The organism is Microlunatus sp. YIM B11417 (assembly GCF_059617205.1).
The window spans coordinates 89441-114617 of the sequence record NZ_JCAMPJ010000009.1 but is presented as its reverse complement, the minus strand read 5'-3'; the positions used below and the strand labels follow the sequence as shown (position 1 = coordinate 114617).

The window sequence follows — 25177 nt, the reverse complement described above, 5'->3', positions numbered from 1 at the left end:
CGTGCTCGCCACGTGCCGCCCAGCGGAGGATCCCGGAAGGGTTGCCGAGGCGGCCGGAGGCGGACCTGGCGGGTCGGCGCCTAGCGTCGGTGCCATGGCTGCCACGATTCTGCGCCCCAAGATCACCATCATCGGTGCCGGCGGGTACGTGTTCCCGTTCCGGCTGGTCGGCGACCTGTTGAGCTTCCCCGCTCTGCAGGACGCGACCCTGTGTCTGATGGACATCGACGAGAACCGGCTGGCCCGGGTCGCGGACGTGTCCCGGGAGTTGATCACCCACCACGGCCTCGGCGCGACGCTGGAGGCGACGACGGACCGGCGGCAGGCGCTGCGGGACGCCGATTTCGTGATCATCACGTTCCAGGTCGGCGGCCTCGACTCGTACCGGCACGACGTGGAGATCCCGCGCCGGTACGGCGTCGACCAGACCGTCGGCGACACCATCGGGCCGGGTGGCGTGTTCCGGTTCCTCCGCTCGGTGACGGCCTACCGCGGGATCGTCGAGGACGCCCGTGAGCTGTGCCCGGACGCCCAGTTCATCAACTACGCCAACCCGATGGCGATGGCGACCGGCTACCTCAATGCCCTCGGCGCGCCGACGGTCGGGCTCTGCCACAGCGTGCAGGGGACGACCCGGATGCTGGCCCGCACCCTGGGCGTCCCCTACGAGGAGGTCGCGTACCGCTGCGCCGGGATCAACCACCAGGCCTGGGTGCTGGAGTTCCGGCAGGGCCGGACCGACCTCTATCCGCGGCTGCGTGAGGAGATGGCGCGGCGCCACGTCCGGTCCCGCGGTGCCGAGAAGTTGATCAGCGACGACGGCGACCACAGCGGTGCCGCCGCCGCGGCCAGCAACTACGAGGGCGGCAACGAGCAGGTCCGGACCGCGCTGATGAACACGTTCGGCTACTTCGAGACCGAGTCGAGCCACCACGCCTCCGAGTATCTGCCGTACTTCCGCAAGAACCCGGAGTTGATCAAGGAGTACATCCCGCGGCGCTGGGACTACTACGAGATCTGCGCGGCGCACGACGAGGCCGGCGACCTGGGCGCCCAGCTGGACCGGCTGAAGGCCGAGCTGGCGCCCTCGGTCGAGTACGGTGCCAGCATCGTCAACTCGATGGTGACCGGCGAGCTGAGCGTGATCCACGGCAACGTGCCGAACGCCGACGGAGCGATCAGCAACCTGCCCGCCGACGCCTGCGTCGAGGTGCCCTGCCTGGTCGATGCGAGCGGTGTGCAGCCGACCACGATGGGCGCTCTGCCGCCGCAGCTGGCGGCGCTGAACCGGACCAACATCGGCGTCCAGACGCTGGCCGTCGAGGCCGCCCTGACCGGCGACCGCGACCACGTCTACCACGCCGTGGCGCTGGATCCGCTGACCGCGGCGCTGCTCGACCTGGACCAGATCCGGGCCATGACCGACGAACTGCTCGCCGCCCACGCGCCCCTGCTGCCGGTACCGCTGCGCCCGACCTGACCCGGAACGCGCACTGAGCTTGTCGAAGTGCCGAGCCCGCCCTTGCCCTTCGACAAGCTCAGGGAACGATGATCACGGGCGGGGCTGGATGGTCGGCCCCGGCATCGCCGGCGGGCCGTCGGCGTCGAACGTGTTGACCATGAACCGGGCGCCTCGCTCACGGACGACACCCCGACGGACACCCCTGTCGCGGTCGCAAGGTGCCCGGTCGAGGGACTGTCGACGCAAGGGCGGTGCCCAAGTGGCGGTCGAGCGTCAACGCCACAGCCACCACGCTCCGCGGCGCCGACCTGGCGATCACCCCGGATCGCGACCCTGCTCCTCGGACTCCTCGAGCGGGAGTGTCGTGATTCCTCCACGGACGAAGCGTTTCCACGTGGCAGTCGCGCTCGGATGCTCGTCCGTGGAGAAATAACGACATCGCGTGGTCGGCGAGCGGCCCGGCCGGCGCGATGCGCGGCGATTCAGGGCCTGGGCTGGATGGTCAGCCCCGGCATCGCCGGCGGGCCGTCGGCGTCGAACGTGTTGACCATGAACTGGGCGGCGCGCTCCAGGTACTCCCAGAGGATCGCGTGCTGCTCCTCGGTGAGGTCCAGCGAGTCGACGGCGTCGCGCATGTGCTTGAGCCAGCGGTCCTTCTGCTCCGGCGTCACCGCGAACGGCGCGTGCCGCATCCGCAGCCTCGGGTGGCCGCGCTCCTGGCTGTACGTGGTCGGGCCGCCCCAGTACTGCTCGAGGAACATCCGGAGCCGTACCTCGGCCGGACCGAGATCCTCCTCCGGATACATCTCGCGCAGCGGCGGGTCGCCGGCCACGCCCTCGTAGAACCGCTTGGTCAGGGCGACGAAGGTCTCGTGTCCGCCGATCTCGTCGTAGAACGACTGGCGGTCCTCAGTGTGCGTCATCGCCACCCATTGTTCCCCACCTTCCCACCCGACCCCGCCCGACGGGTGCCTGGCAAGATAAGCCGCGAACACCACAGACGCACACATCCGCCGAGAAGGAGATCGTCATGGCTACCGTACGCACGGCCAACGCCCACTGGGAGGGCTCCCTGATGGAGGGCGCCGGCACCGTCGAGCTCGCCTCGTCGGGAATCGGCACCTATCCGGTCAGCTGGCCGTCCCGGGCCGAGCAGGCGAACGGCAAGACCAGCCCGGAGGAGCTCATCGCCGCCGCGCACTCGACCTGCTTCTCGATGGCGCTCTCGCACGGCCTGGCCGGCGCCGGCACCCCGCCCACGACCGTCGACACGTCCGCCGACGTGACCTTCGTGCCGGGCACCGGGATCACCGGGATCAAGCTCACCGTGAAGGCCGCAGTGCCGGGCCTGACCGCCGAGCAGTTCCAGCAGGCCGCCGAGACCGCCAAGGCCAACTGCCCGGTGTCGCAGGCGCTGGCCGGGACCGAGATCACCCTCGAGGCGACCCTGGTCCAGTAGGGCCCTGCCTTACGCCTGCTGCCGTAGCAGCCATACGTCCGTCGGCCGATGCGCCGGCGGACGTTGGCGTTTCATGATCGTGATCATGGATCAGCCACCCTCGACGCGCTGGCCGACGCTGCGCGGTTACCCGGACCGCGGCGACCCGTACCGCCGCTTCCTCTACCGCTACCACGCGATGCTGGACCGCTGGCCGGCCGCGACGACCGAGCATCTGGGCTCGCGGTTCGGCCGCACGGCCGTCACCGTCGCCGGCCCGGCCGACGGCTGGCCGTTGGTGCTGTTGCACGGAGCCGGTGCCACCTCCACCATCTGGTACGCCCTCGCCGGACAGCTCGCCCGGCGCTACCGGATCTACGCGATCGACCGGCTCGGCGAGGCCGGGCTGGGCGGCGCCGACCTGCCGATCCGGACCGGTGCCGAGCAGTCGGAGTGGCTGACCGGGGTCCTGGACGGTTGCGGCGTCGACCGGGCCGCCGTCGCCGGGCACGGCAGCGGCGGCTGGCTCGCGCTGCGGTACGCCCTCGCCGCCCCGGACCGGGTCGCCGCGCTGGCCCTGCTGGACCCGGTCGGCTGCTTCGGCCGCTCCCGGGCCGGCTACCGGTTCCGGGAATGGGCGCTGGCCCTGGCCGGGACGCCCGGCCGGGCCCGGGCTCTGGTGCGCTGGGAGTCGGCCGGCGTGCCGGTCGACGAGGACTGGCTGGAACTGTTCGCGGCCGGGACCGGGGTGCCCCGGCAACTGCCGCCGCTGCAGCACCGGCCGACCGCCGCCGAGCTGCGCAGCCTGGCCGCACCGACCCTGATCATGCTGGCCGGGATGTCCCGGGTGAACGACGCCCGGCGCACCCGGCTGGCCGCGCTGCGCCGGCTGCCGGGGGCCGAGGTGGCCGTGATCGGGCACGCCTCGCACCACTCGCTGCCGTACCAGCCGGCCGGTGAGGTCGCCGCCCGGCTGTCCGGCTTCCTCGCCCGCGCCGTCGATTCATGATCATGATCGGCGGTGATCATCCTTACCTGGCAGGGAACCGGGGGCCAGCGATGTTGATCATGGTCGATTTCTTCAAGATCATCATTGGCTCGCGGGGCACCGGGGAGCGATCGGCCATTCCCTACTTCAGTACTTCTTATCAACCGTGAATAAAGGGGTTGCAGAAGTTTTGAACTGAATGCGCGGAACTGATTGACACCCTTTCTGGCGCCTCTTACTCTTTCTGCGGGGGAAGTAACTTCGGGCGGGGGCTGCATGGATGAGTATGTTCTGTATTGCCTTGCTGACCGATTCTTCTATGACACACCGACGAATCGCGACGCAGAACATCCCGACTTCGACTTGTGCACCCGGCCACTGCCGGCCGGGTGGGAACGCGAGGCCACCGAAGTCTGGATGAATTACGCACCGGCAGAAGTGTCGGTTCCCAACCAGGGTTGGAAAATCCACGTCTCGGCCTGCCTGGCCGACGTCGACCGGACGCTCCAGGTCGTCTGGGATTACTGCGTCGAACGGGGCGTGCCGTTCAAATTCCTTCGCAACGAACCCGTCGTCGTGATGTACAACTCGAAGTCGGCGGACCGTGAGGCGAGCGGAAAACTGGTCACGATCTATCCGGCCGACGACGCCCAACTCGAGTTGGTGCTCAAGGAACTCAATCATCTCCTGGCCGGTGTTCGGGGTCCGTACGTCTTATCCGACCTCCGGTATGCCGAGGGCCCGTTGTATGTCCGGTACGGCGGCTTCGCCGAACGGCACTGCCTTTCCGATTCCGGCCAGCGCGTGCTGGCCGTCGAAGCCCCGGACGGGCGACTGGTCCCGGACAACCGGCGGCCGGTCTTCGCGCCGCCGGAGTGGGCGCCGCTGCCCAGCTTCCTCGAGCCGCACCTGGCCGCCCGCAACGCCGTCACGACCACCGAGCTGCGGTACCTGATCGAAGGCGTGATCCAGTTCTCCAACGGCGGCGGGGTCTACCTCGGCCGGCACAAGGAGAGCGACCGGATGGTCGTGCTCAAGGAGGGCCGACCGCACGCCGGGCTCGACGTGCACAACCGCGACGCGGTGGCCCGGATCGGCCACGAGCAGGCGATCCTCGAGCGGCTGGCCGGGATCGCCGAGGTACCGGCCGTGCTGGACAGCTTCACGCTGGGCGAGCACCACTTCCTGGTCGAGGAGTTCGTCGACGCGAACCCGCTGCAGCGGCTGATCGTCAACGACTTCCCGCTCACCCGGCCGGACCCGGACCCGGCCGACCTGACGGCGTACGCGGCGTGGGCCAGGTCGGTGCTGGACCGGGTCGAGGTCGCGGTGGCGGCCCTGCACAGCCGAGGCGTGGTGTTCTGCGACCTGCACCCGGACAACGTGCTGATCGGCGCCGAGGACCGGCTGGTGCTGATCGACTTCGAGGTGGCCACAGCCGTGGAGGAGCAGGCCCGGTCGGCGCTGGCCCACCCCGGGTACTCGGCGCCGCCGGACCGGCAGGGGATCGCGGTCGACGAGTACGCGCTGGCCTGCATGCGGATCGGGATCTTCGCGCCGGAGACGACGATGCTGCTGCCGTTCCATCCGGGCAAGGCGGCGCAGCTGGCCGACCTGATCGCGGAGACCTTCCCGGTGCCCAGGCCCTGGCTGGAGCAGGCGGTCCGGACGATCGTCGGCCCGGCCGCCGAGGAGCCCGAGGCCGCCGAGCCCTGGCCGCCGCTGCCCGGCCGCGGCAGTTGGCCGGAAGTGCGGGAGGCGCTCGCGCGGGCCGTCGTCGGCAGCGCGACGCCGGACCGGGACGACCGGCTCTTCCCGGGCGACATCGCGCAGTTCACGCCGGGCGGCGGGCTGGGGTTCGCCCACGGCGCCGCCGGCGTGCTGTACGCGCTGCACCACACCGGGGCCGGCCGCTTCGCGGAGTACGAGACGTGGCTGCGGCGCCGGGCGCTCGGGCCGATCAAGGGGACCGGCTTCTACGACGGCCGGGCCGGCGTGGCGTACGTCCTCGATGATCTTGGTCACCGGGAGGACGCGCTGGACGCGATCGAGCTGAGCCTGACCGAGCCGCTGGACGGACTCGAGTTCGGCCTGCGCTCCGGCCTCGCCGGGATCGGCCTGAACCTGCTACACTTCTGGCACCGGACCGGCGAGACGTCGTTCGTGGCCAACGCCACCCGGGTGATCGACTTCGTCGCCGACCGGCTCGGCGGCCCGGACGACGTACCGGAGATCAGCGGCGAGGGGAACCCGCGGGCGGGACTGCTGCACGGATCGTCGGGGGCGGCCCTGCTCTTCCTGCACGGCTTCGAGAGGAGCGGGGACCAAGGCCTGCTCGAGCTCGCCGAGATCGCGCTCCGCCAGGATCTGCGCCGCTGCGTCCTCGACGACTACGGGACGCGCCAGGTCAGCCAGGGCTGGCGCACGCTGCCGTACCTCGAGGAGGGCTCGGTCGGGATCGCCGTCGTGTTGCGGCGGTTCCTCCGGCACCGCCCGGACCCGGAGCTGGCCGAGGCGCTGGTGTCGCTGCAGCGGGTCACCCGGTCGGAGTACTTCGTCCAGCCGGGCCTCTTCGCCGGCCGGGCCGGCTTGATCATGGCCGCCGCCGACGAGCGCCCCGGGCGTCCCGACGAGGTCACCGACCGGCTGATCCGCGGGCTGGCCTGGCACGCCGTGCCGCACCGGGACGGGCTGGCGTTCCCCGGCGACCGGCTGCTCCGGCTCTCGATGGACCTGGCCACCGGCTCGGCGGGCGTCCTGCTCGCGCTGGGGGCCGCGCTGCACGACGAACCCGTGCAGCTCCCGTTCCTCGGGTCCGCTCCAGGGACCCGAACCGACGAGACCTGAAGGAGGTGAAACACATGGCGCTTCTCGATCTGCAGGGGCTCGATGCCCCCGGAGGTTACGGCGGCGGTCACGGCGGCGGCTCGTCGCTGACGCTGCTCGGTTGCGGTTCCTACCGTCCGAGTGGGCTCAGCCTGTTGCTCTGCCACTGATCGAACCGTCGATCACACAGGGAGGGTCCTGGACGGAACTCGGTTCCGTCCAGGACCGCTCAGCGGACGTCCGGTAGGAGGGGCATCATGCATCTGCAGACGCGCAGCTACCCCGAGGCCGAACGAGGAACCGTCGTCGACGACCTGCACAGTCGCCGGGTGGCGGACCCTTACCGCTGGCTCGAGGATACGGCGAATCAGCAAACGCGGACCTGGGTCGCGGCCCAGGATCAGCTCTGGTTCGCCCATGCGGCGGCGCTGCCGGACCGGTACCGGTTCCGGCGGCGGGTGGCCGAACTGAGCGCGGTCGGCATGATCACCGTGCCGGCCTGGCGCGGTGACCGCCGGTTCTTCGAGCGGCGGGACCCCGGCCGGGAGCAGCCGAAGTTGATCATGGCCGACCCGGCGGGTGAGCGGGTCCTGATCGACCCGGTGGCGCTCGATCCGTCCGGCCGGACCCGGCTGGACACCTGGCAGGTCAGCCCGGACGGCCGGCTGCTGGCGTACCAGTTGTCGCACGGGGGCGCCGAGGAAGGGACGCTGCACCTGTCGGACATCGCCACCGGCGAGCCGCTCGACCGGCCGCTGGACGGCTGCCGCCATGCGCCGGTCGGCTGGCTGCCGGATGGCCGGACCTTCTACTACGTCCGGAACGGCCGGGTGCTGTTGCATCGGCTCGGCTCCGACGACGAGGCCGTGGTGCTCGGCGACCCCGCTGCGTACGGCCTCGAACTGAGCCGGGACGGGCGCTGGTTGATCATCTCCCAGGGGTACGGAACCAGTAACGACGTGTGGCTGGCCGACCTCGCCGACGGCCGGCTGGAACGGCCGGGCCTCGTTCCGGTCCAGCAGGGGCTGGACGCCAGGACGGTTCTCACCGTGGCACCCGACGGCCGGCTGTACGTCGCGACCACGCTGGCCGCGGACGCCGGGCGGATCTGTGTCGGCGATCCGCATCGGCCGGGCGTCGAGCACTGGCGCGAACTGGTGCCCGAGCAGCCCGAATCGCCGCTCAGCAACATCGCCTTCCTGGACGGAGCGCGGCCGCTGCTGCTGGTCGGCCGCACGGTCGACGGGATCGCCGAGCTCGGCCTCCATGATCGCGAGTCCGGCTCCCGGGTCGGTGAGGTCGAACTGCCCGGCGCGGGCACGGTCGGCTCGATCAGCACCCGGCCCGAGGGCGGTCCCGAAGCTTGGTACGACTACTGCGACAGCGTCACCCCGACCGCGGTCCACCGGTTCGACGCCCGGACCGGGCGATCCGAGCTCTGGGCCGGGCCGCCCGGGCTGGACCGGACGCCGCCCGTCCAGCTCCGGCGGCTCGAGTGCGTCTCGCCCGACGGCACGGCCATCGGACTGACCGTCCACGCGCCGTCCGGACCGGAGCCGAAGGCGCCGCGGCCGACGATCCTGTACGGCTACGGGGGCTTCGGCCAGTCGCTGATCCCGACCTACTCGGCGTTCTCGCTGGCCTGGGTCGAGGCCGGCGGCGTCTTCGCGGCGGTCCGGACCCGCGGCGGCTCGGAGCGCGGCGAGGCCTGGCACCGGGCGGGTGCCGCGGCCGCCAAGCAGAACGTCTTCGACGACTTCACGGCGGCCGCCGAGAAGTTGATCAAGGACGGTTGGACGGCGCCGGACCGGCTGGCGGCCTTCGGCGAGTCCAACGGGGGACTGACCGTCGGCGCCGTGCTGACCCGGCGGCCGGAGTTGTTCGCCGCGGCGGTCTGCTCCTCGCCGGTGCTCGACATGGTCCGCTACGAGTTGTCCGGGCACGGGCCGGCCTGGGTCCCCGAGTACGGCTCGGCCACCGACCCCGAACAGCTCGGCTGGCTGCTCGCGTACTCGCCGTACCACCGGGTGCAGGACGGCGTCGACTATCCGGCCGTGCTGTTCACGGTCTCCGCCGACGACGAGCGGGTGGACCCGCTGCACGCCCGCAAGATGTGCGCCGCCCTGCAGCAGGCGACGACCGGCGGTCCCGTCCTGCTGCGGCGGAGTGAGGGCGATTCCCACACCGGCGGTACGGTCAGCGGCGGCGTCGCGCTGGCCGCCGACGTGCTCGCCTTCCTCGGCGCCCACACGGGGCTGACCAGGCCATGAGCGGCTTCGGCTCGGTCGTCCGGCACGGCCGGGCCTGGCTGCCCGTGATCGGCCTGGCCGCGCTGGCCGGCAGCCTGGTCGCGCTGACGCTGCCGTCGGTGCTCGGCCGTGCGGTCGACGCGATCGTGGCCGGGGACTCCGTCGGCGGCTGGCTGGCCCTGGCCGGCGGGCTGATCATGGTGGCCGTCGTCTGCGACCTGGTCGACGCCTTCGCCGACACCGCCTGCGTGGCCGGGACGACGGCGTGGCTGCGGCACCGGCTGGTGCGGCGCGTGGTCGACGGTGGCCCGGAAGGATCTCGGCCGTACGATTCCGGCGACCTGGTCAGCCGGGTGTCCGGGGACGCGGCGGATGCGGCCCGGGCCGGTCCGGCGGCGGTGGCGGCGCTGGCCGCGGTGATCCCGCCGGTCGGCAGCCTGGTGTTGTTGATCATGATCGACCCGTGGCTCGCGGTGGCCTTCGTTGCCGGGGTGGCGCTGGTGATCGTGGTGCTCTGGCTGTTCACACTGCGGACCACCCGACTCAGCCAGGCCTACGCCGAGACACAGGGCCGGCTGGCCGCGCTGCTCTCCGAGACGCTGGCCGGGATCCGTACCGTCGCGGCGGCCGGCACCCTGGACCGCGAGCAACGACGGATCCTGCGGCCGCTGCGGACCTTGCACCGGCACGGCCTGCTCACCTGGGACGTGCTGGCCCGGTCCGGGGCGCAGGCGGCGATCGTCGGGCCGCTGATCCTGGTCGCCGTCCTGGCGGTCGGTGGGGTCCGGCTGACCGGCGGCGCGATCAGTGCCGGTGACCTGTTCGCGGCCGCGCAGTACGCGGTGCTCGGAGCCGGGCTCGGCGGCCTGACCGGCATGTTCGGCGAGCTGGCCCGGTCCCGCGCCGGCATCCTCCGCACCGACGCGGTGCTGGCGATCGCACCGGTCGGGCATGGGACGCGGGCTCTCGGGCCCGGCGCCGGGCGGCTGCAGTTCCTCGGCGTCGGTGTCACGGCGGGCGGTGCCGAGCGGCTGGCGGAACTCGATCTTGATCTTCCGGGCGGGTCCCGGGTGGCCGTGGTCGGGCCGAGCGGCTCGGGCAAGTCGTTGGTCGCGGCGCTCGCGGCACGGCTTCGTGATCCCGACAGCGGCCGGATCCTGCTGGACGGGGTGCCGCTGCCGGACCTGGACCGTTCCGACCTGCGCCGGGCGGTCGGCTGCGCGTTCGAGCGTCCGGCCTTGTTCGGCCGGACCGTCGAGGAGTCGATCTTGGTCGGCCGTACCTCGACGGCAGCGGCGGCCGTCGCCGGCGCGGCGAACGCACACGCCTTCGTCAGCCGACTGCCGGAGGGCTATCGGACCGCGTTGGCGGCGGCGCCGCTGTCCGGCGGCGAGGCCCAGCGGCTCGGGCTGGCCCGGGCCTGGCCGGCGGAGCGGCTGCTGGTGCTGGACGACGCCACATCGAGCCTCGACTCCCTGACCGAGGCGCAGATCGGCCGGTCGCTGCTCGCCGCGGACGACCGCCGGACCCGGCTGATCGTCACGCACCGGCTCGGCACCGCGGCCCGGGCCGATCTCGTGGTGTGGCTGCAGGACGGCCGGTTGCGCGGGTTCGGCCACCATGATCAACTCTGGTCCGACCCTGACTACCGGCAGGTGTTCGGATGATCCGGGCGCTGCGGTACGGACTCGCCGCGCTCGGTCGCCGATCGGCCCGCCGGCAGCTGGCCGGGCTGGTCCTGTGGTCGGTGCCGGAGATCCTGCCGACCGCGCTGTTCGGGGTCGCCGTGGCGCATGCCACCGACGCGTTCCTGGCCGGACAGCTGGGCCTCGGCCTGGCCTGGCTGGGCGGGCTGGTCGTCGCCGCGGTCGTGGGCGGGGTCGGCGCCCGCCAGGTGTACCGGAGCCTCGGCCGGCTGGTCGAGCCGTTCCGGGACGACCTGGTCCGGCACGTGGTGGCCGGTGCGCTGGCCCGCTCGGCCGGTGGGCGCGCGGACGGCGGCGCCGTGGCCCGGCTGAACCGGCAGGTGGAGATCGTCCGGGACTCCTACGGCGGACTGGTGCTGTCCGCGCGGGGCTTCGTGATCACCGTGCTGGGCGTGCTGACCGGCCTGCTGTCGTTGGATCCGCTGATCGCCGTCCTGGTCCTGGTCCCGTTCCTGCTCGGGTTCGCAGCCTCGTTCGCCGTGCTCGGTCCGGCGGCGCGCCGGCTGGGCCGGTCGATCCGCGCCGACGAAGACCTGACCGCCGCCGCGGGCTCGGTCTTCGCCGCGGTCCGGGACGTGACCGGGTCCGGGGCCGAGGACTATGCGGCCGGCCTGGTCGGTGCCCCGATCGAGGCGCACGCCCGGGCCGAGCGCGACCAGGCCCGGATCGCGGCGCTGCGGATGGCCTGCTTCGCCGTCGGCGGCTGGCTGCCGTTGGTGATCCTGCTCGGGGCGGGGCCGTGGCTGGTCTCGCGCGGCCTCACTCCGGGCGTTCTGCTGGGCGGCCTGACCTACGTCCTGCTCGGGCTGCAGCCGGCCCTGAACACCATGCTGTCCGCGTTGGGCGACAGCGGGCTGCGGTACGTGGTGACGCTCCGCCGGATCCTCGACGCCGGCGCGCCGCCGGAGCGGGCCGCCGAGCGGGTGCCGGCCGGCTCGGAGTTGATCTTCGACCGGGTGAGCTTCGGGTACGGGCCGCACGCCGAGCCGGTCCTGGACCGGCTGGACCTGACCGTCGGTCCCGATGATCATCTCGCCGTGGTCGGACCCAGCGGTGCCGGCAAGTCGACCCTGACGGCGCTGGCCTGCGGCCTGCTCGAACCGACGTCCGGGCTGGTGCGGCTGGGTGACGTGCCGCCGACCGAGGTTTCGCCCGCCCTGCTGGCCGGCCGGCGGGTGCTGATCCCTCAGGAGGCGTACGTCTTCTCCGGGCGGTTGATCGACAACCTGGCCTATCTGCGGCCGGAGGCGACGCCGGCCCAGATCTCGGCCGCGGCGGCGCGGCTCGGTGCGACGGGGCTGGTCGACCGGCTCGGCGGCCTCGCGGCCGAGATCCGCCCGGGCGACCTGTCGGCCGGCGAACGGCAGTTGATCGCCCTGGTCCGGGCCTATCTGTCCCCGGCGCCGCTGGCCGTCCTCGACGAGGCGACCTGTCATCTCGACCCCGAGGCGGAGCGCCGGGCCGAGGAGGCCTTCGCAGCGCGCGGACCGCTGATCGTCGTCGCCCACCGGATGACCTCGGCGCTGCGGGCGAAGCGGATCCTGGTCCTGGACGGCGACCGTACCGTGCTCGGTGATCATGACTCGCTGCTGCGGCGATCACCCCTGTATCGCGACCTGATCGGGTTCTGGCAGCCGCCGGCCGTTCCCGACCGTTACGCCGCCTCGTCCGGCTGATCCGCCTCGGCCGGTTCCGGCGGCCGGCCGGGCCCGCCCTGGGAGTAGTTGCCGACCCGGAGCACCTCGCCGTTGCGGACGTACCAGACCGTGCCGTCGTCGTCGCGCAACTGGGTCACCCGGAGCCCGATCTCCTCGACCGTTCCGGACGCCTTCTCCATGTCGACGAAGTCGCCGACCCCGAGTTGATCTTCGATCAGCATGAACACGCCGGACAGGAAGTCCTTGACGATGTTCTGCAGCCCGAACGCCAGCGTCACCCCGATCAGCGACGTACCGGCGATGATCGTCGTCACGTTGAAACCGAGCTCGGTCAAGATCATGATCACCGTGATCACCAGGATCACGACCGTGGTGACGCTCTTGGTCAGCGATCCCAGCGCCTGGATCCGCTGCGCCCGCCGCTCGGCCGGCAGCCGGGCCGGCACCGTCAGCGCCTCGATCGCCCGGTTCCGCTGCCGCGGCGTGGCGTTGATCGACTTCCGGATCGTCCGGTCGATCAGCCGGTGCGCCACATAGCGCACGACGAACGCGACGATGATCAGGAACGCGATCCGCAGCGGCGCGAACACCACCACCTCGGCGAAGTCCTTCGGAAACCAGTCGGGCACCGAGCCAGACTAGCCGCGCCGCACCGCGCCGCTGTTCGCGCGGTCGATGGGGTGGGCAGGTGCGTCGGCTCGGCCCGGTGAGCAGTTGGGGTTCGTCCGCGGCCCGGGCAGGTCGGGGTTCATCGAGTGGACGCGCTGACCTCGATCTCGGCGGAGGTCAGGTAGGTGGCCAGTTCGTCGGCGAGGGCGGTGGCGTTGCGGTACGAGCCGGGAGTGATGTGGTTGAGGATCGCGACCCGGCCGGCGCGGACGGCGGGGAGGGCACGGAAGGCGGGTTGGGCAAGGGCGAGTTCGGTGGCCGGATCCTTGCTGCCGTCGGTACGGCCGGGCAGGCAGATCACGTCGGCGTCGGCGATCCGGTCCGCCGCCTCCCAGGACAGCTTGACGTCCTTGCCGGTGTCGTTCTGCTCGGTCAGCCGGCCGAACCGTACGCCGGCGAGGGCGAGCACCTGGGCGCCGTTGCTGTTCGCCGGCCGGACCGAGAACCCGTCGGCGGTGGCCAGCCAGGCGACGGCCCAGCGGAGCCGGCCGAGCGGCTCGGTGTGCTGCTGCTTGATCGCCGCGCACCGCTCCAGGTACGCCGCCCGGAGCCGGTCGTGGTCGGCCTGCCGGCCCGTCGCGGCGGCCACCTCCTGCGCGGCCTGCGGCCAGGTCGAAGAGGACTCGGCGGTGATCAGGGTGGTCGGGGCCAGCTCGGCGAGCCGGTCCCGGAACTCCCGTTGGCCGGAACTGGCCAGGATCAGCTCGGGATTCAGGGCGGCGATCGCCTCGAAGTCGGGCTCGAAGTAGCTGCCGACCTTCGGCAGCCCGGCGTAGCGCTCCCGGTGCTCGGGGAAGACCGCCTGGTCCAGCCCCTCCTGGGCACCGACCGGCGCCAGCCCGAAGTCGAGCAGGTTGTGGGTGGAGAACGGATCGAGGGTGACCACCCGGAGGGTGGCCGGGGAGCCGGCGGGGGACTGCGGCGCGGCCGGAAGTTCCCGCTGGCAGGCCGCCAGCAGGGAGGTGCCGGCGGCCGCCGCGAAGCCGCCGAGGACGGTGCGCCGGCTCGGGCGCGCGGAGAGCTTGATCACAATCAGTTAGGTTACCCTAACCAATCTCGTCCTGGTCAGGCGGCGGTGAGCGAGGCGTCCTTGAGGAACCGGCCGGCCGGCGCTCCGGTCAGCCGGCGGACCTCCTCGTTCATGTGGGCCTGGCTGGCGTACCCGGCCGCCAGGGCCCGCAGCGCCAAGGACGGCTCGGTCTCCGCGATCAGTCGGCGCAGCCGCGCCACCCGGGCCAGCATCTTCGGCCCGTAGCCGACGGAGTTCAGCAGGCGGCGGTTCAGCTGCCGCTCGCTGAGGCCGAGGTCGGCCGCTGCCGCGGACACCCGGACGCCCGGTTCGGAGAGCTTCGCGGCGGCCCTGACCACAACCGGATCAGGAGTACCGCGCCGGACCAGCACCGCCTCGGTCAGGATCGCGAGCCGGCGCTCGACGTCGGCCTCGGCCATCGTCTCGGCCAGTTCCCGGCCGGACCGCTGCCAGACGTGCTCGACCGGCACCAGCTGGTCCCGGAGTTCGGCGGCCGGCAGGCCGAGCACCACGCCGGCAGCGCCGGGCCGGAGCCGGATGCCGCAGACCGGCCCCGGAATCGGCCCGGACAGCCGCGGGCCGGTGTCTGCGCCGGCGACGACGAGCCCGTGCCGGCCGAGCCAGATCAGGTCGACGCAGCCGTCCGGGATCACGGTGTGCTGCCGGTGCGTGACATCGTTCTCCCAGAGGCAGGAGACCAGGTGCTGCAGGCCGCGGACCGCGGGATATTCGCGGTACGGCACCGGCTCGTGTGACGCGTGTTGGGTCGAGGTCATCGGTCGCCCTCGGTCGGGAGGTGCGTACGAAGCCGATCGTACGTGCTCAATCGGCGTGCGCCCAGACTCCGAGCTCGTTGCCCGACGGATCGGCGAAGTGCAGCCGCCGACCGCCTGGGAACGGGTACGGCTCGCGGACGATGGTGCCGCCGGCGTCCTTGATCGCGGCCAGGGTGGCATCAAGATCATCGGAGTAGAGCAGCACCAGCGGGCTGCCGGTCACGACGTCGCCGTCGGTCGCGGCGAGCCCGCCGACCTCGTCGTCGCCGCCCGGCCGGCGGATGCCGGCGTAGGCGGGGCCGTAGTCGTTGAAGGTCCAGCCGAAGGCCGCGGCGTAGAACGCCCGGGAGGCCTCCAGGTCGCGGGCCGGGATCTCGACGTAGTCGATGGCGTGGTGGGTCTGAGGCATGTCAGTGGCTCCGTTCGGTGAAGTGGCGCGATGCCGCCAGGGCATCGGCGAGGCGGTCCAGTTGATCTTGGTCGGCGGTGCAGGGGAAGAGCAGCAGGTCGTCGCAGCCGGTGGCCTCGATCCGGTCGAGTTCCTCGAGCAGCCGGGCCGGCGTGGTGAGCGTCTCGGCCAGCACCTCGGACCGGTAGTCGGCTCCGTAGTAATGATCAAGATAGGCGGCGGCGACGTCGTCGGCTCGCGGGCCGAGGCAGAAGTAGCGCTCGGTGATCACGCGCGGCCGGCCCTCCCGGCCGGCGCGTTGCCAGGCAGCCTGGGTCGAGGCGATGCCGTCGCGGAGGGTCTGCAGGCCGAAGAAGGGCGCGATCCAGCCGTCGGCGCAGACCGCCACCCGGTCGAACCCGGCCGGCGACAGGGCGCCCAGCAGGACCGGCGGTCCTGACCTCGGCTGCGGTGTCATCGGTCCGGCGGCACCGGCGAGCTTGCCGGCCCAGACGCAGCGCAGGGTCTCCAGCATGTCGGCGAACCGGTCGCCCCGGCCGCGCAGCGGCACACCCGAGGCCGTGTAGTCCTCCGGCCAGCCGCCCAACGCCAGCCCGGCGACGAACCGCCCGCCGGCCACCTGGTCGAGCGAGGCCAACTGCTTGGCGAGGACCACCGCGTTCTGCCGGTACGGGACGCCGAGGATCGTGGTGATCAACTCGACGTTGCTGGTCCGGCCCGCCGCCGTCGCCAGCGCGACGATCGGGTCCAGGCTGTCGTACACGAGTCGGTCCAGGGCGGCGACGTGCCGGAAGCCGTACGCCTCGGCGGCGGCCGCCCAGTCACCGAGCAAGGCGAACGGGGCACCCGGGACCGCGGCGGGCAGCCCGACGCCGATCCTCATGATCCACCCGCCACACCGAGCAGCCGGCCGGGCAGCTCCAGCCGGCCGTTGCGGACCAGCGTCGCGACGGCCTGCACGGTGGCGATGCCGCGCCACTCCAGCGACTGGGCCGGGCACCAGTGCAGGTAGTCGACGTCCCAGCCACCGTCGTCGTGCTGATCGTGTTCCAGCCGGTCGAGGTCGGCGTTCAGTTGCTCGTTGCTGAACAGGGCCCGGCTCGGCGAGTCGGGCCGCGGCGACAGCTCGAGCGGCGGCACCCGTTCGCCGTCGGTGCCGCCCGGGATGGGCAGGGTGCCGTCGGCGGCGAGGGCCGGCCGGAGCCGTTCGACGGCCTCGGCGGCCCGCCGCGGATCCGGTACGGAATCGAGGAAGTCGAGCGCGAACTTCACGGTGTAGCCGGCCGGGTCGGGGTCCGCGGCCAGGCTGGCCCAGCACCACTCGGTCGCGGACCTCAGCCAGGGGTGGTCGAGCCCCGACTGCCAGAGCAGCCCGGTCAGGGCATAGGTCAGGAAGCCGCTCTCGGGCTGCGGCTGCATCCACGGTGCGCGCGGGTGGGCGGTGGCGCTGGGCAGCACGGTCGGCACGCCGCCGTCGGGGCCGCTGACCGTCAGCAGCCAGTCCGCCGCCCGTTCGGTGATCGGATCGTCAAGGGCGTCGAGGTCGGCCAGCACGGTCAACGCGGTACGGACCGCGGACGGTTGGCTGTCCGGTCCGCGGACGTCGGGTTCCAGGCCGTGGCCGAAGCCGCCGTCCGGGTTCTGGAAGGCCCGCAGCGCGGCCCGGACCGGTTCGTCCGGCGCGCCGTGGACGAGCGCGGCGAAGAGCTGCCGCTCCAGCAGCCGCGCGTGGGTGTGCAGGAAACGCTCCGCAGCGACAAGGTCGATACTCATGTCCTCGACGCTAGGTCCCGGTCCCGGCCCCCGTATTTCACAAATCGGACAGCCTCGCCGGGTCGGTCACCGGCGGTAGGTCTGGTTCCCGTCCCAGTACGTCGCGACGACCGGGTCCGGCAGCTCCAGGCCGTGCCAGGGGTTGTTCCGGGACAGCGAGGCCGAGTCGGCCGCGTCGACCACCCGCCGTGCCGACGGGTCCACCAGCACCAGGTTGGCCGGCTCGCCCGGGGCGAGGGCCCGGCCCTGCCCGGTCAGGCCGGCGATCCGGGCGGGCGCCACGGACAGCCGGTCGGCGACCCCGGTCCAGCCGAGGGCGTCCAGCATCGTCTCCAGCACCACGCCGAGCGCGGTCTCGAGCCCGACCATGCCGAACGCGGCGTCCGGGAACGCGTGCTCCTTGTCGTGCCGGGCGTGCGGCGCGTGGTCGGTGGCGACCGCGTCGATGGTGCCGTCGGCCAGCGCCTCCCGCAGGGCCGTCACGTGCTCGCTCGGCCGCAGCGGCGGATTGACCTTGTAGATCGGGTCGTAGCCGGTGACCAGGTCCGTGGTGAGCAGCAGGTGGTGCGGCGTCACCTCGGCCGTCACGGCGATGCCGCGCCGCTTCGCCCAGCGCAGCACCTCGACCGTCTCGGCGGTGGACACGTGGCAGACGTGCACCCGGGACCGGGTCAGCTCGGCCAGCTCGACGTCCCGCGCGACGATGGTCGACTCGGCCGCCGGCGGCCAGCCGGCCAGCCCGAGCCGGCCGGAGATCTCGCCCTCGTGGCAGCAGGCGTCCGGCCCGGCCAGCCGTGGATCCTGGGCGTGCTGGGCGATCACGCCGCCGAACGCCCGTACGTATTCGAGCGCCCGGCGCATCAGCCGCGCGTCGCCGACACAGTGGCCGTCGTCGGAGAACACCCGGACCCCGGCCGCCGACCGGGCCATCAGGCCGAGCTCGGCGAGTTCGGCGCCGGCCAGGCCCTTGGTGACGGCGCCGACCGGGACCACCTGGGTGTGGCCGGCCCGCCGGCCGAGAGCGGCCACGTGCGCGGCGGCCTCGGCGGTGTCGGTGACCGGGTCGGTGTTGGCCATCGCCAGGACAGCGGTGAAGCCGCCCCGGGCCGCGGCCGCCGTACCCGATTCGACGGTCTCGGCGTCCTCCCGGCCCGGCTCGCGCAGATGGGTGTGCAGGTCGACCAGCCCGGGCAGCGCGACCAGGCCGGCGGCGTCGAACCGCTGCACGTCGGCGGGCGCCCGGTCCGGGTCGGCGAACTGCCCGTCCATGATCAACAAATCGCCCGGACCGGAACCGGCCAGGTCGGCTCCGGTGATCATGATCGAGCTCATCAGGCGTGCTCCTTCGTCGGTACGGTCTCGTCGGCGCCGCCGAGCAGTTCGTAGAGCACGCTCATCCGGACCGCGACACCGGCGGCGACCTGGTCCAAGATCAACGAGTTCGCGGCGTCGGCCGCGTCGGCGGAGATCTCCAGGCCGCGGTTCATCGGGCCGGGGTGGCAGATCGCTGCTCCCGGCCGGAGCTTGGCCAGCCGGTCCCGGGTGAGCCCGTACGACACCGTGTACTCCCGTGGGGTGGGGAAGTAGCCACCGGACATCCGTTCCCGTTGCACCCGCAGCATCATGATCACGTCGGCCCGGTCCAGCACCGCGTCGAGGTCGGTCGAGACCTCCACCGGCCAGCTGTCGATCCCGGACGGCAGCAGGGTCGGCGGGGCCACGATGATCACGTTCGCCCCGAGCGTGCGCAGCAGCGCCACGTTGCTGCGCGCGACCCGGGAGTGCGTGATGTCACCGACGATCGCGACGGTCCGGCCGGTGAAGTCCACGGTGTCCGGATCCTGCTCCCGGAGGTGGCGGCGGATGGTGAACGCGTCCAGCAGGGCCTGGGTCGGATGCTCGTGCATCCCGTCGCCGGCGTTGATCACGTGCGCGTCGATCCACTGCGAGGCCTGCAGCGGCGCGCCGGAGGCCTGGTGCCTGATCACCAGAGCATCGACGCCCATCGCCGCCACGGTGAGCACCGTGTCGCGCAGCGATTCGCCCTTGGACACCGAGGATCCCTTGGCGCTGATGTTGATCACATCCGCGGACAGCCACTTGCCGGCGATCTCGAACGACGACCGGGTCCGGGTCGAGTCCTCGAAGAACAGGTTGACCACGGTGCGGCCGCGCAGGGCCGGCAGCTTCTTGATCGGCCGGTGCAGCACCTGGGCCATCTCCTCGGCGAGATCGAGGATCTCGACGATCTCGTCATGATCGAGATCGGCTGCGGACAACAGATGTCGCATCAGGCGGATTCCCCCTCCGCACCCGAGTCCCGGGTGATCGTGACCTCGTTCACGCCGTCGAGTTCGGCGAGCCGCACCTGGACCCGTTCACTGGCCGCGGTGGGCAGGTTCTTGCCGACATGATCGGCCCGGATCGGCAGCTGCCGGTGCCCCCGGTCGACCAGCACCGCGAGCCGTACCGCACGGGGCCGACCAAGATCACCGAGCGCGTCCAGCGCCGCGCGCACCGTACGCCCGGAATAGAGGACGTCGTCGACCAGCACCACCGTCGTGTCGTCCAGGTCCACCGGCAGCCGGGTCTGGGCCGGCGCCCGGGTCGGGTTGCGGCGCAGGTCGTCCCGGTAGAGCGTGATGTCGAGCGCCCCGACCGGGACCTGGACTCCCTCGACGCCGGCGATCGCCTCGGCCAGCCGCTCGGCCAGCGGCACGCCGCGGGTCGGGATGCCGAGCAGCACCAGACCGTCCGCGCCGCGGTTCGCCTCCAGCAGCTGATGCGCCATCCGGGCACACGCCCGGGAGATCTGCTCGGCGTCCATCACCACTCGGGAATCCGCCGCGGACGCGTCGGCTGCGCGGTCGGACACGGTGCCTCCTTCTGGGGCGTGATCGACTACCGTATGGGGCGTGAGTGAACTGCTGAGCATGGTAGTGCCCCTCGAAACGCTATCGGGCTGGCCCGAGGTCGCGAACCCGACCGTCCTGCAGACGCTGGGCGTGCTGGTGGGCATCCCGGGGCTGGTGTTCCTGGCGATCTTCGCGCTGGGCAAGGCGCCCTCGCTGATCCGGGCCAACCAGCGGCAGTCGCTCGCGGTCACCGAGCCGATCTGGCTCGGTCGCGGTGCCGAACCGGCTCAACTGGAACAGGGCGCCACCGCCGGTGAACTGCCCGCCGCCCCGGCGGCCGAGGTCGGAGGCGCAAGTGCCCGCTGGTAACGATCTGACCCCGCAGCAGCTGCACCGGATCGAGCAGGCGGTCGCCAACGCCGAGTCGGTGTCCGGGCTGACCTTCTCCGTCTTCATCGGCGTCGCCGAGGAGGATTCCCGGCGGTACGCCGAGCGGCTGCACGCCGGGCTCGACGACCCGCGCCATTCGGTCCTGGTGCTCTGCGACCCCGGCTTCCGGGCGCTCGAGATCGTCACCGGTGCCGAGGCGCGGCGTACGCTGGATGATCTTGAATGCCGGCTGGCCGCGGCGAGCATGCAGTCCTCGTTCGCCGGCGGCGACATCGTCGGTGGCCTGGTGCTCGGCATCCAGCAGCTCGGCGAGGCGGCCCGCAAGCCGCGCACGCTGCACGTCAACCCCTGACACCTCGGTGCCCTGAGCCTGTCGAAGGGCCGCAGTCCAGTGCCCTGAGCCTGTCGAAGGGCCAAGCCAGGTCATGCCGTGCCCTTCGACAAGCTCAGGGAGAGTTGTGACGTCAGCCGCGGCAGCCGGTGCCTCCGGTCTCCAGCTCGGGCAACCAGTCCGGCGCCGGGCGTGGGTCGGGCACCGGCTGAATCCGTCCGTCCACCTCGCCGTAGCTCCAGCTCGGGCCGTCCGTGATCAGCCGGTGCAGGCCGGTCAGCAGGGCATCGACATCGGCTGACGAGGAGCCCAGCCCGACGCTGACTCGGATCGCCCCGTCGGCGCAGCCCAGCCGGTTCAGCAGCGGATGGGCGCAGAACTTGCCGTCCCGGACCCCGACGCCGTGCTCGGCCGACAGGTAGGCCGCCACCAACCCCGCGTCGAAACCCTCGATCGTGAACGCGACGATGCCGACGGTGTCGGTGCTGTCGTCGAAGATCCGCAGCAGCCGCGCGCCCGGCACCTGGGTGAGCCCGGCCCGCAGCCGGTCGGTCAGCGCCCGCTCGTGCCGGTCCCGGCGCAGCCGGCCGAGGCCGGTGAGGGTGCGGCAGGCCGCGGCCAGGGTGACCGCGCCGAGTACGTTCGGGGTGCCGCCCTCGTGTCGGGCCGGGCCGGTGGTCCACTCCGTGTCGTCGGTACGGACCCGGCGGACCGCACCGCCGCCGGCCAGGTAGGGCGGCGCCGTGTCCAGCCAGTCGGACCGGCCGACCAGGACCCCGGCGCCGAACGGGGCATAGGTCTTGTGGCCGGAGAAGGCCAGGTAGTCGATCCCGGTGCTGGCCAGGTCCACGTCCCGGTGCGGCACCAGCTGGGCCCCGTCGACGGCGAGCCGGGTCCCGGTCCGCCGGCACAGCTCGGCGATCCGGTCCAGTGGCAGCGTCTCGCCGGTCACGTTGGAGGCGCCGGTGATCGCGAGCAGGCCGACCTCGGGCCGGGCGAGCTCGGCGGCCAGCAGGTCGAGGGTCGCGGCGATGGTCGGGCGGGCGGTGAGCACGGTCGCGCCGCGCTGCTGCCAGGGCAGCAGGTTCGCGTGGTGCTCGATGTCGAGGCAGACCACGTCGAGGTCGGCCGCGACCGCCCGGGCCAGCAGGTTCAGGGCGTCGGTGGTGTTGCGGGTGAAGATCACGTGGTCGTCGGCGCGGGCCCCGGTCGCCGCGGCGACGGTCCGGCGGGCCTGCTCGTACGCGGTGGTGCTGGCGGCCGACGCGTAGCCGGCGCCGCGGTGCACCGACGCGTAGTAGGGCAGGGCCCGGCCGAGCTCGTCCAGCACCTCGGTCAGGGCCGGCGCGCTGGCGGCGTAGTCGAGGTTCACGTACGGCGTGGCATCGCCGTTCACCAGCGGGACCACGAGGTCGGCGCCGCTCACCGTACGCAGCGGAGCGATCGACGGCAGACACCGCAGGTCGGTGGCGGTACGGGATTCGATGACGACGGACATCGCCGGACTCCTCACGGTCGTGGGGCCTCGGACGATCTTCCGGTACGGCCCGCGCTTGCCAAGGGTGGCCGTGTGTTCACCCGGGGCACCCCGCCGCGGAGGAGGGTTGCCGACCAGCAAGCCGGGGCTGAACGCTGGTACTCGTCACACGTACTGCTGCCGACCATTGCAGCCGACGGCACCGCGGCGACGCAAGCCGATTGGCCACATTTTGAGAAGGGTGTCCGATTTATGAGACTGCCCGGTCGCTAGGGTGACCGCCATGGATCAGGGCATCTCCGCATTGATCATCGTCTGCGGGTTCGTGATCGGGTTCGTCGGGATCGCCGTCGCCAGCCTGCGCCGCAAGCGCCGGTTGCGCGCCGAGTGTGACGACCTCGGCCGCCGGCTCGGCGCACGCTGGTTCACCGCGGAACTTGGGCTGCCGTTCGGGCGGGTGGCCGACCCACTGACCGGCGCTTCGTACACCGGGACCGGCAAGCCGTTCGACTACGCCTTCGCCGCCGAGTACCGCGGCCGCCGGGTGGTCCTGCTGGAGTATTCGACGCAGACGGTGTCCAACGGCTCGACGAGCCGGGTCGTGCATCACTCGATCCAGGTGCTCGGACCGCAGACGGTGCCGTTGAAGATCGTCTCCCGAGCCCTCGGCCTGCCGACGATGTTCTTCGGCGGGTTGACCGAGGTCGCGACCGGGCACAGCCGCTTCGACGAACAGTTCCAAGTGCTGGCCGCCGATCCGGCGAGCGTCGCCGGCGCCGTGCCGCCGGCGGTGATCGACTGGCTGCTGGCCCACCCGGAGGGGCGGTCGATGATCACCTTCGCCGGTGACGGCTTCGAGATCGCCGTGCCGGGTCCCTTGCCTGGTTGGGATTCCACCCGCACTCTGAACCAACTGGCCGACCTCGCCGACGTGTACGAGTCCGGTGCCGTGCACCCGAGCCGGCGGCTGGAGCTGACCCCCCAGTCGCCGCCCGGCAACAAGGCGCTGTCGGCCGTCGCGGGCTGCCTGATCGGCGCCACCGTGATCTTCTGGATCACGGCCTTCACGATCAGCAATCCGTCCAGCGGCCTGGTCGTCATCGCCGTGCTGGTCGGCCTGGTCGTCGTCGGGGTCCTGCTGAACCGGCTGCTGGCCCGCCGGCGGCGCCGCTGAGGCCGGGTGGCCAAATCCGGGTCGGTGTGGCTACAGTGGGCGCCATGACCCTCTGGTCGCTCCTCCTTCGCTGCCGCAGCGAGGCCCGCTAAGGGCTGGCACCCTCGCTGCGGAGTTCGTGCGTCCAGCCGAACAGGAGTTCACCCAGCAGCGAGGAACCTTTCATGACCAGCAACACCACCCCGGTCGGCGCGACCCGTCCCCAGTCCGTACCGGTGCAGCAGCCCAGCCCGATGCCGTTCCAGCGTTATCGCGCGTACACCCCGATCGCCCTGCCCGACCGCACCTGGCCGGAGCAGCAGATCACCAAGGCCCCGCGCTGGCTGTCGACCGATCTGCGGGACGGCAACCAGGCCCTGATCGACCCGATGACGCCCGCCCGGAAGCTCCGGATGTTCGAGCTGCTGGTGCGGATGGGCTACAAGGAGATCGAGGTCGGCTTCCCGTCGGCGAGCCAGACCGACTTCGACTTCGTCCGCCAGTTGATCACCGAGGAGCGGGTCCCCGAGGACGTCACGATCTCGGTGCTGACCCAGGCCCGGGAGGACCTGATCGAGCGGACCGCCGAGTCCCTGGTCGGTGCCAAGACCGCGACGATCCATCTCTACAACGCGACCGCGCCGCTGTTCCGGCGGGTCGTCTTCAAGATCGACAAGGCGGAGTGCCTGGCGCTGGCCACCCGCGGCACCGAGCTGGTCGTGAAGTACGCCGAGCAGCACCTGGGCGACGTCGAGTTCGGGTACCAGTACTCGCCGGAGATCTTCACCGGCACCGAGCCGGAGTTCGCGGTCGAGGTCTGCAACGCCGTGATGGACGTGTGGCAGCCGGGTGAGGGCCGGGAGATCATCCTGAACCTGCCGGCGACGGTGGAGATGTCCACCCCGAACACGTACGCGGACCTGATCGAGTGGTTCGGCCGCAACGTCCGCAACCGCGAGCACGTCGCGATCAGCCTGCACCCGCACAACGACCGCGGCACCGCCGTCGGCGCGACCGAGCTGGCCCTGATGGCCGGTGCCGACCGGGTCGAGGGCTGCCTGTTCGGCCACGGCGAGCGTACCGGCAACGTCGACCTGGTCACGCTGGGCATGAACCTGTTCTCGCAGGGCATCGACCCCAAGATCGACTTCTCCGACATCGACGAGATCCGTCGCACGGTGGAGTACTGCACCAACCTGCCGGTCCATCCGCGCCATCCGTACGCGGGCGACCTGGTGTACACCGCCTTCTCCGGGTCCCACCAGGACGCGATCAAGAAGGGCCTGGAGGATCTGGAGTCGAAGGCCGAGGCGCAGGGGATCGAGGTCTCCGAGATCGCCTGGGAGGCGCCCTACCTGCCGATCGACCCGCACGACGTCGGGCGTACGTACGAGGCCGTGATCAGGGTCAATTCCCAGTCGGGCAAGGGCGGCGTGGCCTACATCATGAAGAGCGAGCACGCCCTCGACCTGCCCCGTCGGCTGCAGATCGAGTTCTCCCAGGTGGTCCAGACCCGGACCGACTCCGCCGGCGGCGAGATGACGCCGGACGTGCTGTGGGAGATCTTCTCCAGCGAATACCTGGACCCCGAGGCGCCGCTGCATCTTGATCATGTGATCGGCGCGACCAGCAGCGAGGCCGGCGACACGGTCTCCGCCTGGGTGATCGACCGCGGCGAGGTGAAGGAGGTCGGCGGCGACGGCAACGGCCCGGTGTCGGCCTACGTCGACGCGGTGTCCGCCCTCGGCTACAAGGTCCGGGTGCTGGACTACGCCGAGCACGCGCTCTCCTCCGGCGGCGACGCGATGGCCGCGGCCTACGTCGAGGCCGAGGTCGGTCAGGGCGAGGACGCACGGGTGGTCTGGGGTGTCGGCATCCACGCCAACATCGTCACCGCCTCCCTCCGCGCGGTCACCTCGGCGATCAACCGGGCGCACCGCTGACGAAACGCGAAGGGGCGGGGGGGGGGGGGGGGGACCGAAACCCC

At 72.0% G+C, this 25177-nt stretch carries 24 protein-coding genes and 1 riboswitch; of the genes, 13 read left to right on the top strand and 11 right to left on the bottom strand.

Annotated elements, in window-relative coordinates; translation table 11 throughout:
• Positions 1–94: 94 nt before the first annotated feature.
• The gene (locus AC6CCG_RS29200; protein ID WP_496658302.1) at positions 95–1480 is read left to right on the top strand and encodes an alpha-glucosidase/alpha-galactosidase; all 1386 of its coding nucleotides are present in this window, start codon (positions 95–97) and stop codon (positions 1478–1480) included.
• A 464-nt stretch (positions 1481–1944) separates the two neighbouring features.
• Here AC6CCG_RS29200 and AC6CCG_RS29195 read toward each other — a convergent pair whose 3' ends face one another.
• The gene (locus tag AC6CCG_RS29195) at positions 1945–2385 is read right to left on the bottom strand and encodes a globin (protein ID WP_496658301.1); all 441 of its coding nucleotides are present in this window, start codon (positions 2383–2385) and stop codon (positions 1945–1947) included.
• A gap of 107 nt (positions 2386–2492) precedes the next feature.
• Here AC6CCG_RS29195 and AC6CCG_RS29190 point away from each other — a divergent pair, with 107 nt between their 5' ends.
• From AC6CCG_RS29190 to AC6CCG_RS29155, 8 genes are all read left to right on the top strand, one after another.
• Positions 2493–2921 (top strand): OsmC family protein, encoded by a 429-nt coding sequence (locus AC6CCG_RS29190; RefSeq protein ID WP_496658300.1) that lies wholly within the window; start codon positions 2493–2495, stop codon positions 2919–2921.
• 85 nt (positions 2922–3006) lie between these two features.
• On the top strand, positions 3007–3909 hold the full coding sequence (locus AC6CCG_RS29185) for an alpha/beta fold hydrolase (protein WP_496658299.1): 903 nt from the start codon (positions 3007–3009) through the stop codon (positions 3907–3909).
• Positions 3906–4058 carry a hypothetical protein gene (locus AC6CCG_RS29180; RefSeq protein ID WP_496658298.1) on the top strand — a complete coding sequence of 51 codons (153 nt, stop codon included), beginning with the start codon at positions 3906–3908 and terminating at the stop codon, positions 4056–4058. Before AC6CCG_RS29185 ends, AC6CCG_RS29180 begins: the two co-directional genes overlap by 4 nt.
• Positions 4059–4164: 106 nt before the next feature.
• Positions 4165–6735, top strand: coding sequence for a class III lanthionine synthetase LanKC (gene lanKC, locus AC6CCG_RS29175; protein ID WP_496658297.1), 2571 nt, complete (start codon positions 4165–4167; stop codon positions 6733–6735).
• A 14-nt stretch (positions 6736–6749) separates the two neighbouring features.
• Positions 6750–6884, top strand: coding sequence for a SapB/AmfS family lanthipeptide (locus AC6CCG_RS29170; RefSeq protein ID WP_496658296.1), 135 nt, complete (start codon positions 6750–6752; stop codon positions 6882–6884).
• A gap of 87 nt (positions 6885–6971) precedes the next feature.
• Positions 6972–8984, top strand: coding sequence for a prolyl oligopeptidase family serine peptidase (locus AC6CCG_RS29165; RefSeq protein ID WP_496658295.1), 2013 nt, complete (start codon positions 6972–6974; stop codon positions 8982–8984).
• Positions 8981–10630 carry an ABC transporter ATP-binding protein gene (locus tag AC6CCG_RS29160; protein WP_496658294.1) on the top strand — a complete coding sequence of 550 codons (1650 nt, stop codon included), beginning with the start codon at positions 8981–8983 and terminating at the stop codon, positions 10628–10630. The genes AC6CCG_RS29165 and AC6CCG_RS29160 overlap by 4 nt, the downstream gene beginning before the upstream one ends.
• Positions 10627–12345 (top strand): ABC transporter ATP-binding protein, encoded by a 1719-nt coding sequence (locus tag AC6CCG_RS29155; RefSeq protein ID WP_496658293.1) that lies wholly within the window; start codon positions 10627–10629, stop codon positions 12343–12345. The genes AC6CCG_RS29160 and AC6CCG_RS29155 overlap by 4 nt, the downstream gene beginning before the upstream one ends.
• Here the strand turns inward: AC6CCG_RS29155 and AC6CCG_RS29150 are convergent.
• The 9 genes from AC6CCG_RS29150 to pyrR all read right to left on the bottom strand — a co-directional run bounded on the left by AC6CCG_RS29150 (position 12324) and on the right by pyrR (position 19811).
• Positions 12324–12956, bottom strand: coding sequence for a mechanosensitive ion channel family protein (locus tag AC6CCG_RS29150; protein WP_496658292.1), 633 nt, complete (start codon positions 12954–12956; stop codon positions 12324–12326). The genes AC6CCG_RS29155 and AC6CCG_RS29150 overlap by 22 nt on opposite strands.
• Before the next feature lie 119 nt (positions 12957–13075).
• On the bottom strand, positions 13076–14026 hold the full coding sequence (locus AC6CCG_RS29145) for an ABC transporter substrate-binding protein (RefSeq protein ID WP_496658291.1): 951 nt from the start codon (positions 14024–14026) through the stop codon (positions 13076–13078).
• A 35-nt stretch (positions 14027–14061) separates the two neighbouring features.
• Complete coding sequence (locus AC6CCG_RS29140; protein WP_496658290.1) at positions 14062–14802, bottom strand: AraC family transcriptional regulator; 741 nt, start codon at positions 14800–14802, stop codon at positions 14062–14064.
• A 46-nt stretch (positions 14803–14848) separates the two neighbouring features.
• Positions 14849–15211: a VOC family protein gene (locus tag AC6CCG_RS29135; RefSeq protein WP_496658289.1), complete on the bottom strand. Its 363-nt coding sequence runs from the start codon at positions 15209–15211 to the stop codon at positions 14849–14851.
• A gap of 1 nt (position 15212) precedes the next feature.
• On the bottom strand, positions 15213–16094 hold the full coding sequence (locus AC6CCG_RS29130) for an LLM class flavin-dependent oxidoreductase (RefSeq protein WP_496658288.1): 882 nt from the start codon (positions 16092–16094) through the stop codon (positions 15213–15215).
• The gene (locus AC6CCG_RS29125) at positions 16091–16984 is read right to left on the bottom strand and encodes a hypothetical protein (RefSeq protein ID WP_496658287.1); all 894 of its coding nucleotides are present in this window, start codon (positions 16982–16984) and stop codon (positions 16091–16093) included. Before AC6CCG_RS29125 ends, AC6CCG_RS29130 begins: the two co-directional genes overlap by 4 nt.
• A 66-nt stretch (positions 16985–17050) precedes the next feature.
• Complete coding sequence (locus AC6CCG_RS29120) at positions 17051–18316, bottom strand: dihydroorotase (RefSeq protein ID WP_496658286.1); 1266 nt, start codon at positions 18314–18316, stop codon at positions 17051–17053.
• The gene (locus AC6CCG_RS29115; protein WP_496658285.1) at positions 18316–19275 is read right to left on the bottom strand and encodes an aspartate carbamoyltransferase catalytic subunit; all 960 of its coding nucleotides are present in this window, start codon (positions 19273–19275) and stop codon (positions 18316–18318) included. Before AC6CCG_RS29115 ends, AC6CCG_RS29120 begins: the two co-directional genes overlap by 1 nt.
• Complete coding sequence (gene pyrR, locus AC6CCG_RS29110) at positions 19275–19811, bottom strand: bifunctional pyr operon transcriptional regulator/uracil phosphoribosyltransferase PyrR (protein WP_496658383.1); 537 nt, start codon at positions 19809–19811, stop codon at positions 19275–19277. The genes AC6CCG_RS29115 and pyrR overlap by 1 nt, the downstream gene beginning before the upstream one ends.
• An 88-nt stretch (positions 19812–19899) precedes the next feature.
• Here pyrR and AC6CCG_RS29105 point away from each other — a divergent pair, with 88 nt between their 5' ends.
• Together AC6CCG_RS29105 and AC6CCG_RS29100 are read left to right on the top strand one after the other, a co-directional pair.
• Complete coding sequence (locus tag AC6CCG_RS29105) at positions 19900–20208, top strand: hypothetical protein (RefSeq protein WP_496658284.1); 309 nt, start codon at positions 19900–19902, stop codon at positions 20206–20208.
• Entirely contained in the window at positions 20195–20581 is a 387-nt protein-coding gene (locus AC6CCG_RS29100; protein WP_496658283.1) for a DUF5130 family protein, read from the top strand. The genes AC6CCG_RS29105 and AC6CCG_RS29100 overlap by 14 nt, the downstream gene beginning before the upstream one ends.
• Positions 20582–20693: 112 nt before the next feature.
• On the opposite strand, the gene AC6CCG_RS29095 is transcribed toward AC6CCG_RS29100, so the two are convergent.
• Positions 20694–22058 (bottom strand): aminotransferase class V-fold PLP-dependent enzyme, encoded by a 1365-nt coding sequence (locus AC6CCG_RS29095; protein ID WP_496658282.1) that lies wholly within the window; start codon positions 22056–22058, stop codon positions 20694–20696.
• Between the two features lie 46 nt (positions 22059–22104).
• A riboswitch (SAM riboswitch) is annotated at positions 22105–22207 on the bottom strand.
• Between the two features lie 113 nt (positions 22208–22320).
• On the opposite strand from AC6CCG_RS29095, the gene AC6CCG_RS29090 reads away from it, so the two are divergent.
• Together AC6CCG_RS29090 and leuA are read left to right on the top strand one after the other, a co-directional pair.
• Complete coding sequence (locus tag AC6CCG_RS29090; protein ID WP_496658281.1) at positions 22321–23211, top strand: hypothetical protein; 891 nt, start codon at positions 22321–22323, stop codon at positions 23209–23211.
• A 164-nt stretch (positions 23212–23375) separates the two neighbouring features.
• The gene (gene leuA / locus AC6CCG_RS29085; protein WP_496658280.1) at positions 23376–25133 is read left to right on the top strand and encodes a 2-isopropylmalate synthase; all 1758 of its coding nucleotides are present in this window, start codon (positions 23376–23378) and stop codon (positions 25131–25133) included.
• Positions 25134–25177 lie beyond the last annotated feature (44 nt).

What these genes read in the sequence shown, in the direction of transcription:
- AC6CCG_RS29200 (WP_496658302.1), top strand. Translation starts at nt 95, where the DNA reads ATGGCTGCCACGATTCTGCGCCCCAAGATCACCATCATCGGTGCCGGC.
- AC6CCG_RS29195 (WP_496658301.1), bottom strand. Translation starts at nt 2,385, where the DNA reads ATGACGCACACTGAGGACCGCCAGTCGTTCTACGACGAGATCGGCGGA.
- AC6CCG_RS29190 (WP_496658300.1), top strand. Translation starts at nt 2,493, where the DNA reads ATGGCTACCGTACGCACGGCCAACGCCCACTGGGAGGGCTCCCTGATG.
- AC6CCG_RS29185 (WP_496658299.1), top strand. Translation starts at nt 3,007, where the DNA reads ATGGATCAGCCACCCTCGACGCGCTGGCCGACGCTGCGCGGTTACCCG.
- AC6CCG_RS29180 (WP_496658298.1), top strand. Translation starts at nt 3,906, where the DNA reads ATGATCATGATCGGCGGTGATCATCCTTACCTGGCAGGGAACCGGGGG.
- lanKC (WP_496658297.1), top strand. Translation starts at nt 4,165, where the DNA reads ATGGATGAGTATGTTCTGTATTGCCTTGCTGACCGATTCTTCTATGAC.
- AC6CCG_RS29170 (WP_496658296.1), top strand. Translation starts at nt 6,750, where the DNA reads ATGGCGCTTCTCGATCTGCAGGGGCTCGATGCCCCCGGAGGTTACGGC.
- AC6CCG_RS29165 (WP_496658295.1), top strand. Translation starts at nt 6,972, where the DNA reads ATGCATCTGCAGACGCGCAGCTACCCCGAGGCCGAACGAGGAACCGTC.
- AC6CCG_RS29160 (WP_496658294.1), top strand. Translation starts at nt 8,981, where the DNA reads ATGAGCGGCTTCGGCTCGGTCGTCCGGCACGGCCGGGCCTGGCTGCCC.
- AC6CCG_RS29155 (WP_496658293.1), top strand. Translation starts at nt 10,627, where the DNA reads ATGATCCGGGCGCTGCGGTACGGACTCGCCGCGCTCGGTCGCCGATCG.
- AC6CCG_RS29140 (WP_496658290.1), bottom strand. Translation starts at nt 14,802, where the DNA reads ATGACCTCGACCCAACACGCGTCACACGAGCCGGTGCCGTACCGCGAA.
- AC6CCG_RS29135 (WP_496658289.1), bottom strand. Translation starts at nt 15,211, where the DNA reads ATGCCTCAGACCCACCACGCCATCGACTACGTCGAGATCCCGGCCCGC.
- AC6CCG_RS29130 (WP_496658288.1), bottom strand. Translation starts at nt 16,094, where the DNA reads ATGAGGATCGGCGTCGGGCTGCCCGCCGCGGTCCCGGGTGCCCCGTTC.
- AC6CCG_RS29125 (WP_496658287.1), bottom strand. Translation starts at nt 16,984, where the DNA reads ATGAGTATCGACCTTGTCGCTGCGGAGCGTTTCCTGCACACCCACGCG.
- AC6CCG_RS29120 (WP_496658286.1), bottom strand. Translation starts at nt 18,316, where the DNA reads ATGAGCTCGATCATGATCACCGGAGCCGACCTGGCCGGTTCCGGTCCG.
- AC6CCG_RS29115 (WP_496658285.1), bottom strand. Translation starts at nt 19,275, where the DNA reads ATGCGACATCTGTTGTCCGCAGCCGATCTCGATCATGACGAGATCGTC.
- pyrR (WP_496658383.1), bottom strand. Translation starts at nt 19,811, where the DNA reads ATGGACGCCGAGCAGATCTCCCGGGCGTGTGCCCGGATGGCGCATCAG.
- AC6CCG_RS29095 (WP_496658282.1), bottom strand. Translation starts at nt 22,058, where the DNA reads ATGTCCGTCGTCATCGAATCCCGTACCGCCACCGACCTGCGGTGTCTG.
- AC6CCG_RS29090 (WP_496658281.1), top strand. Translation starts at nt 22,321, where the DNA reads ATGGATCAGGGCATCTCCGCATTGATCATCGTCTGCGGGTTCGTGATC.
- leuA (WP_496658280.1), top strand. Translation starts at nt 23,376, where the DNA reads ATGACCAGCAACACCACCCCGGTCGGCGCGACCCGTCCCCAGTCCGTA.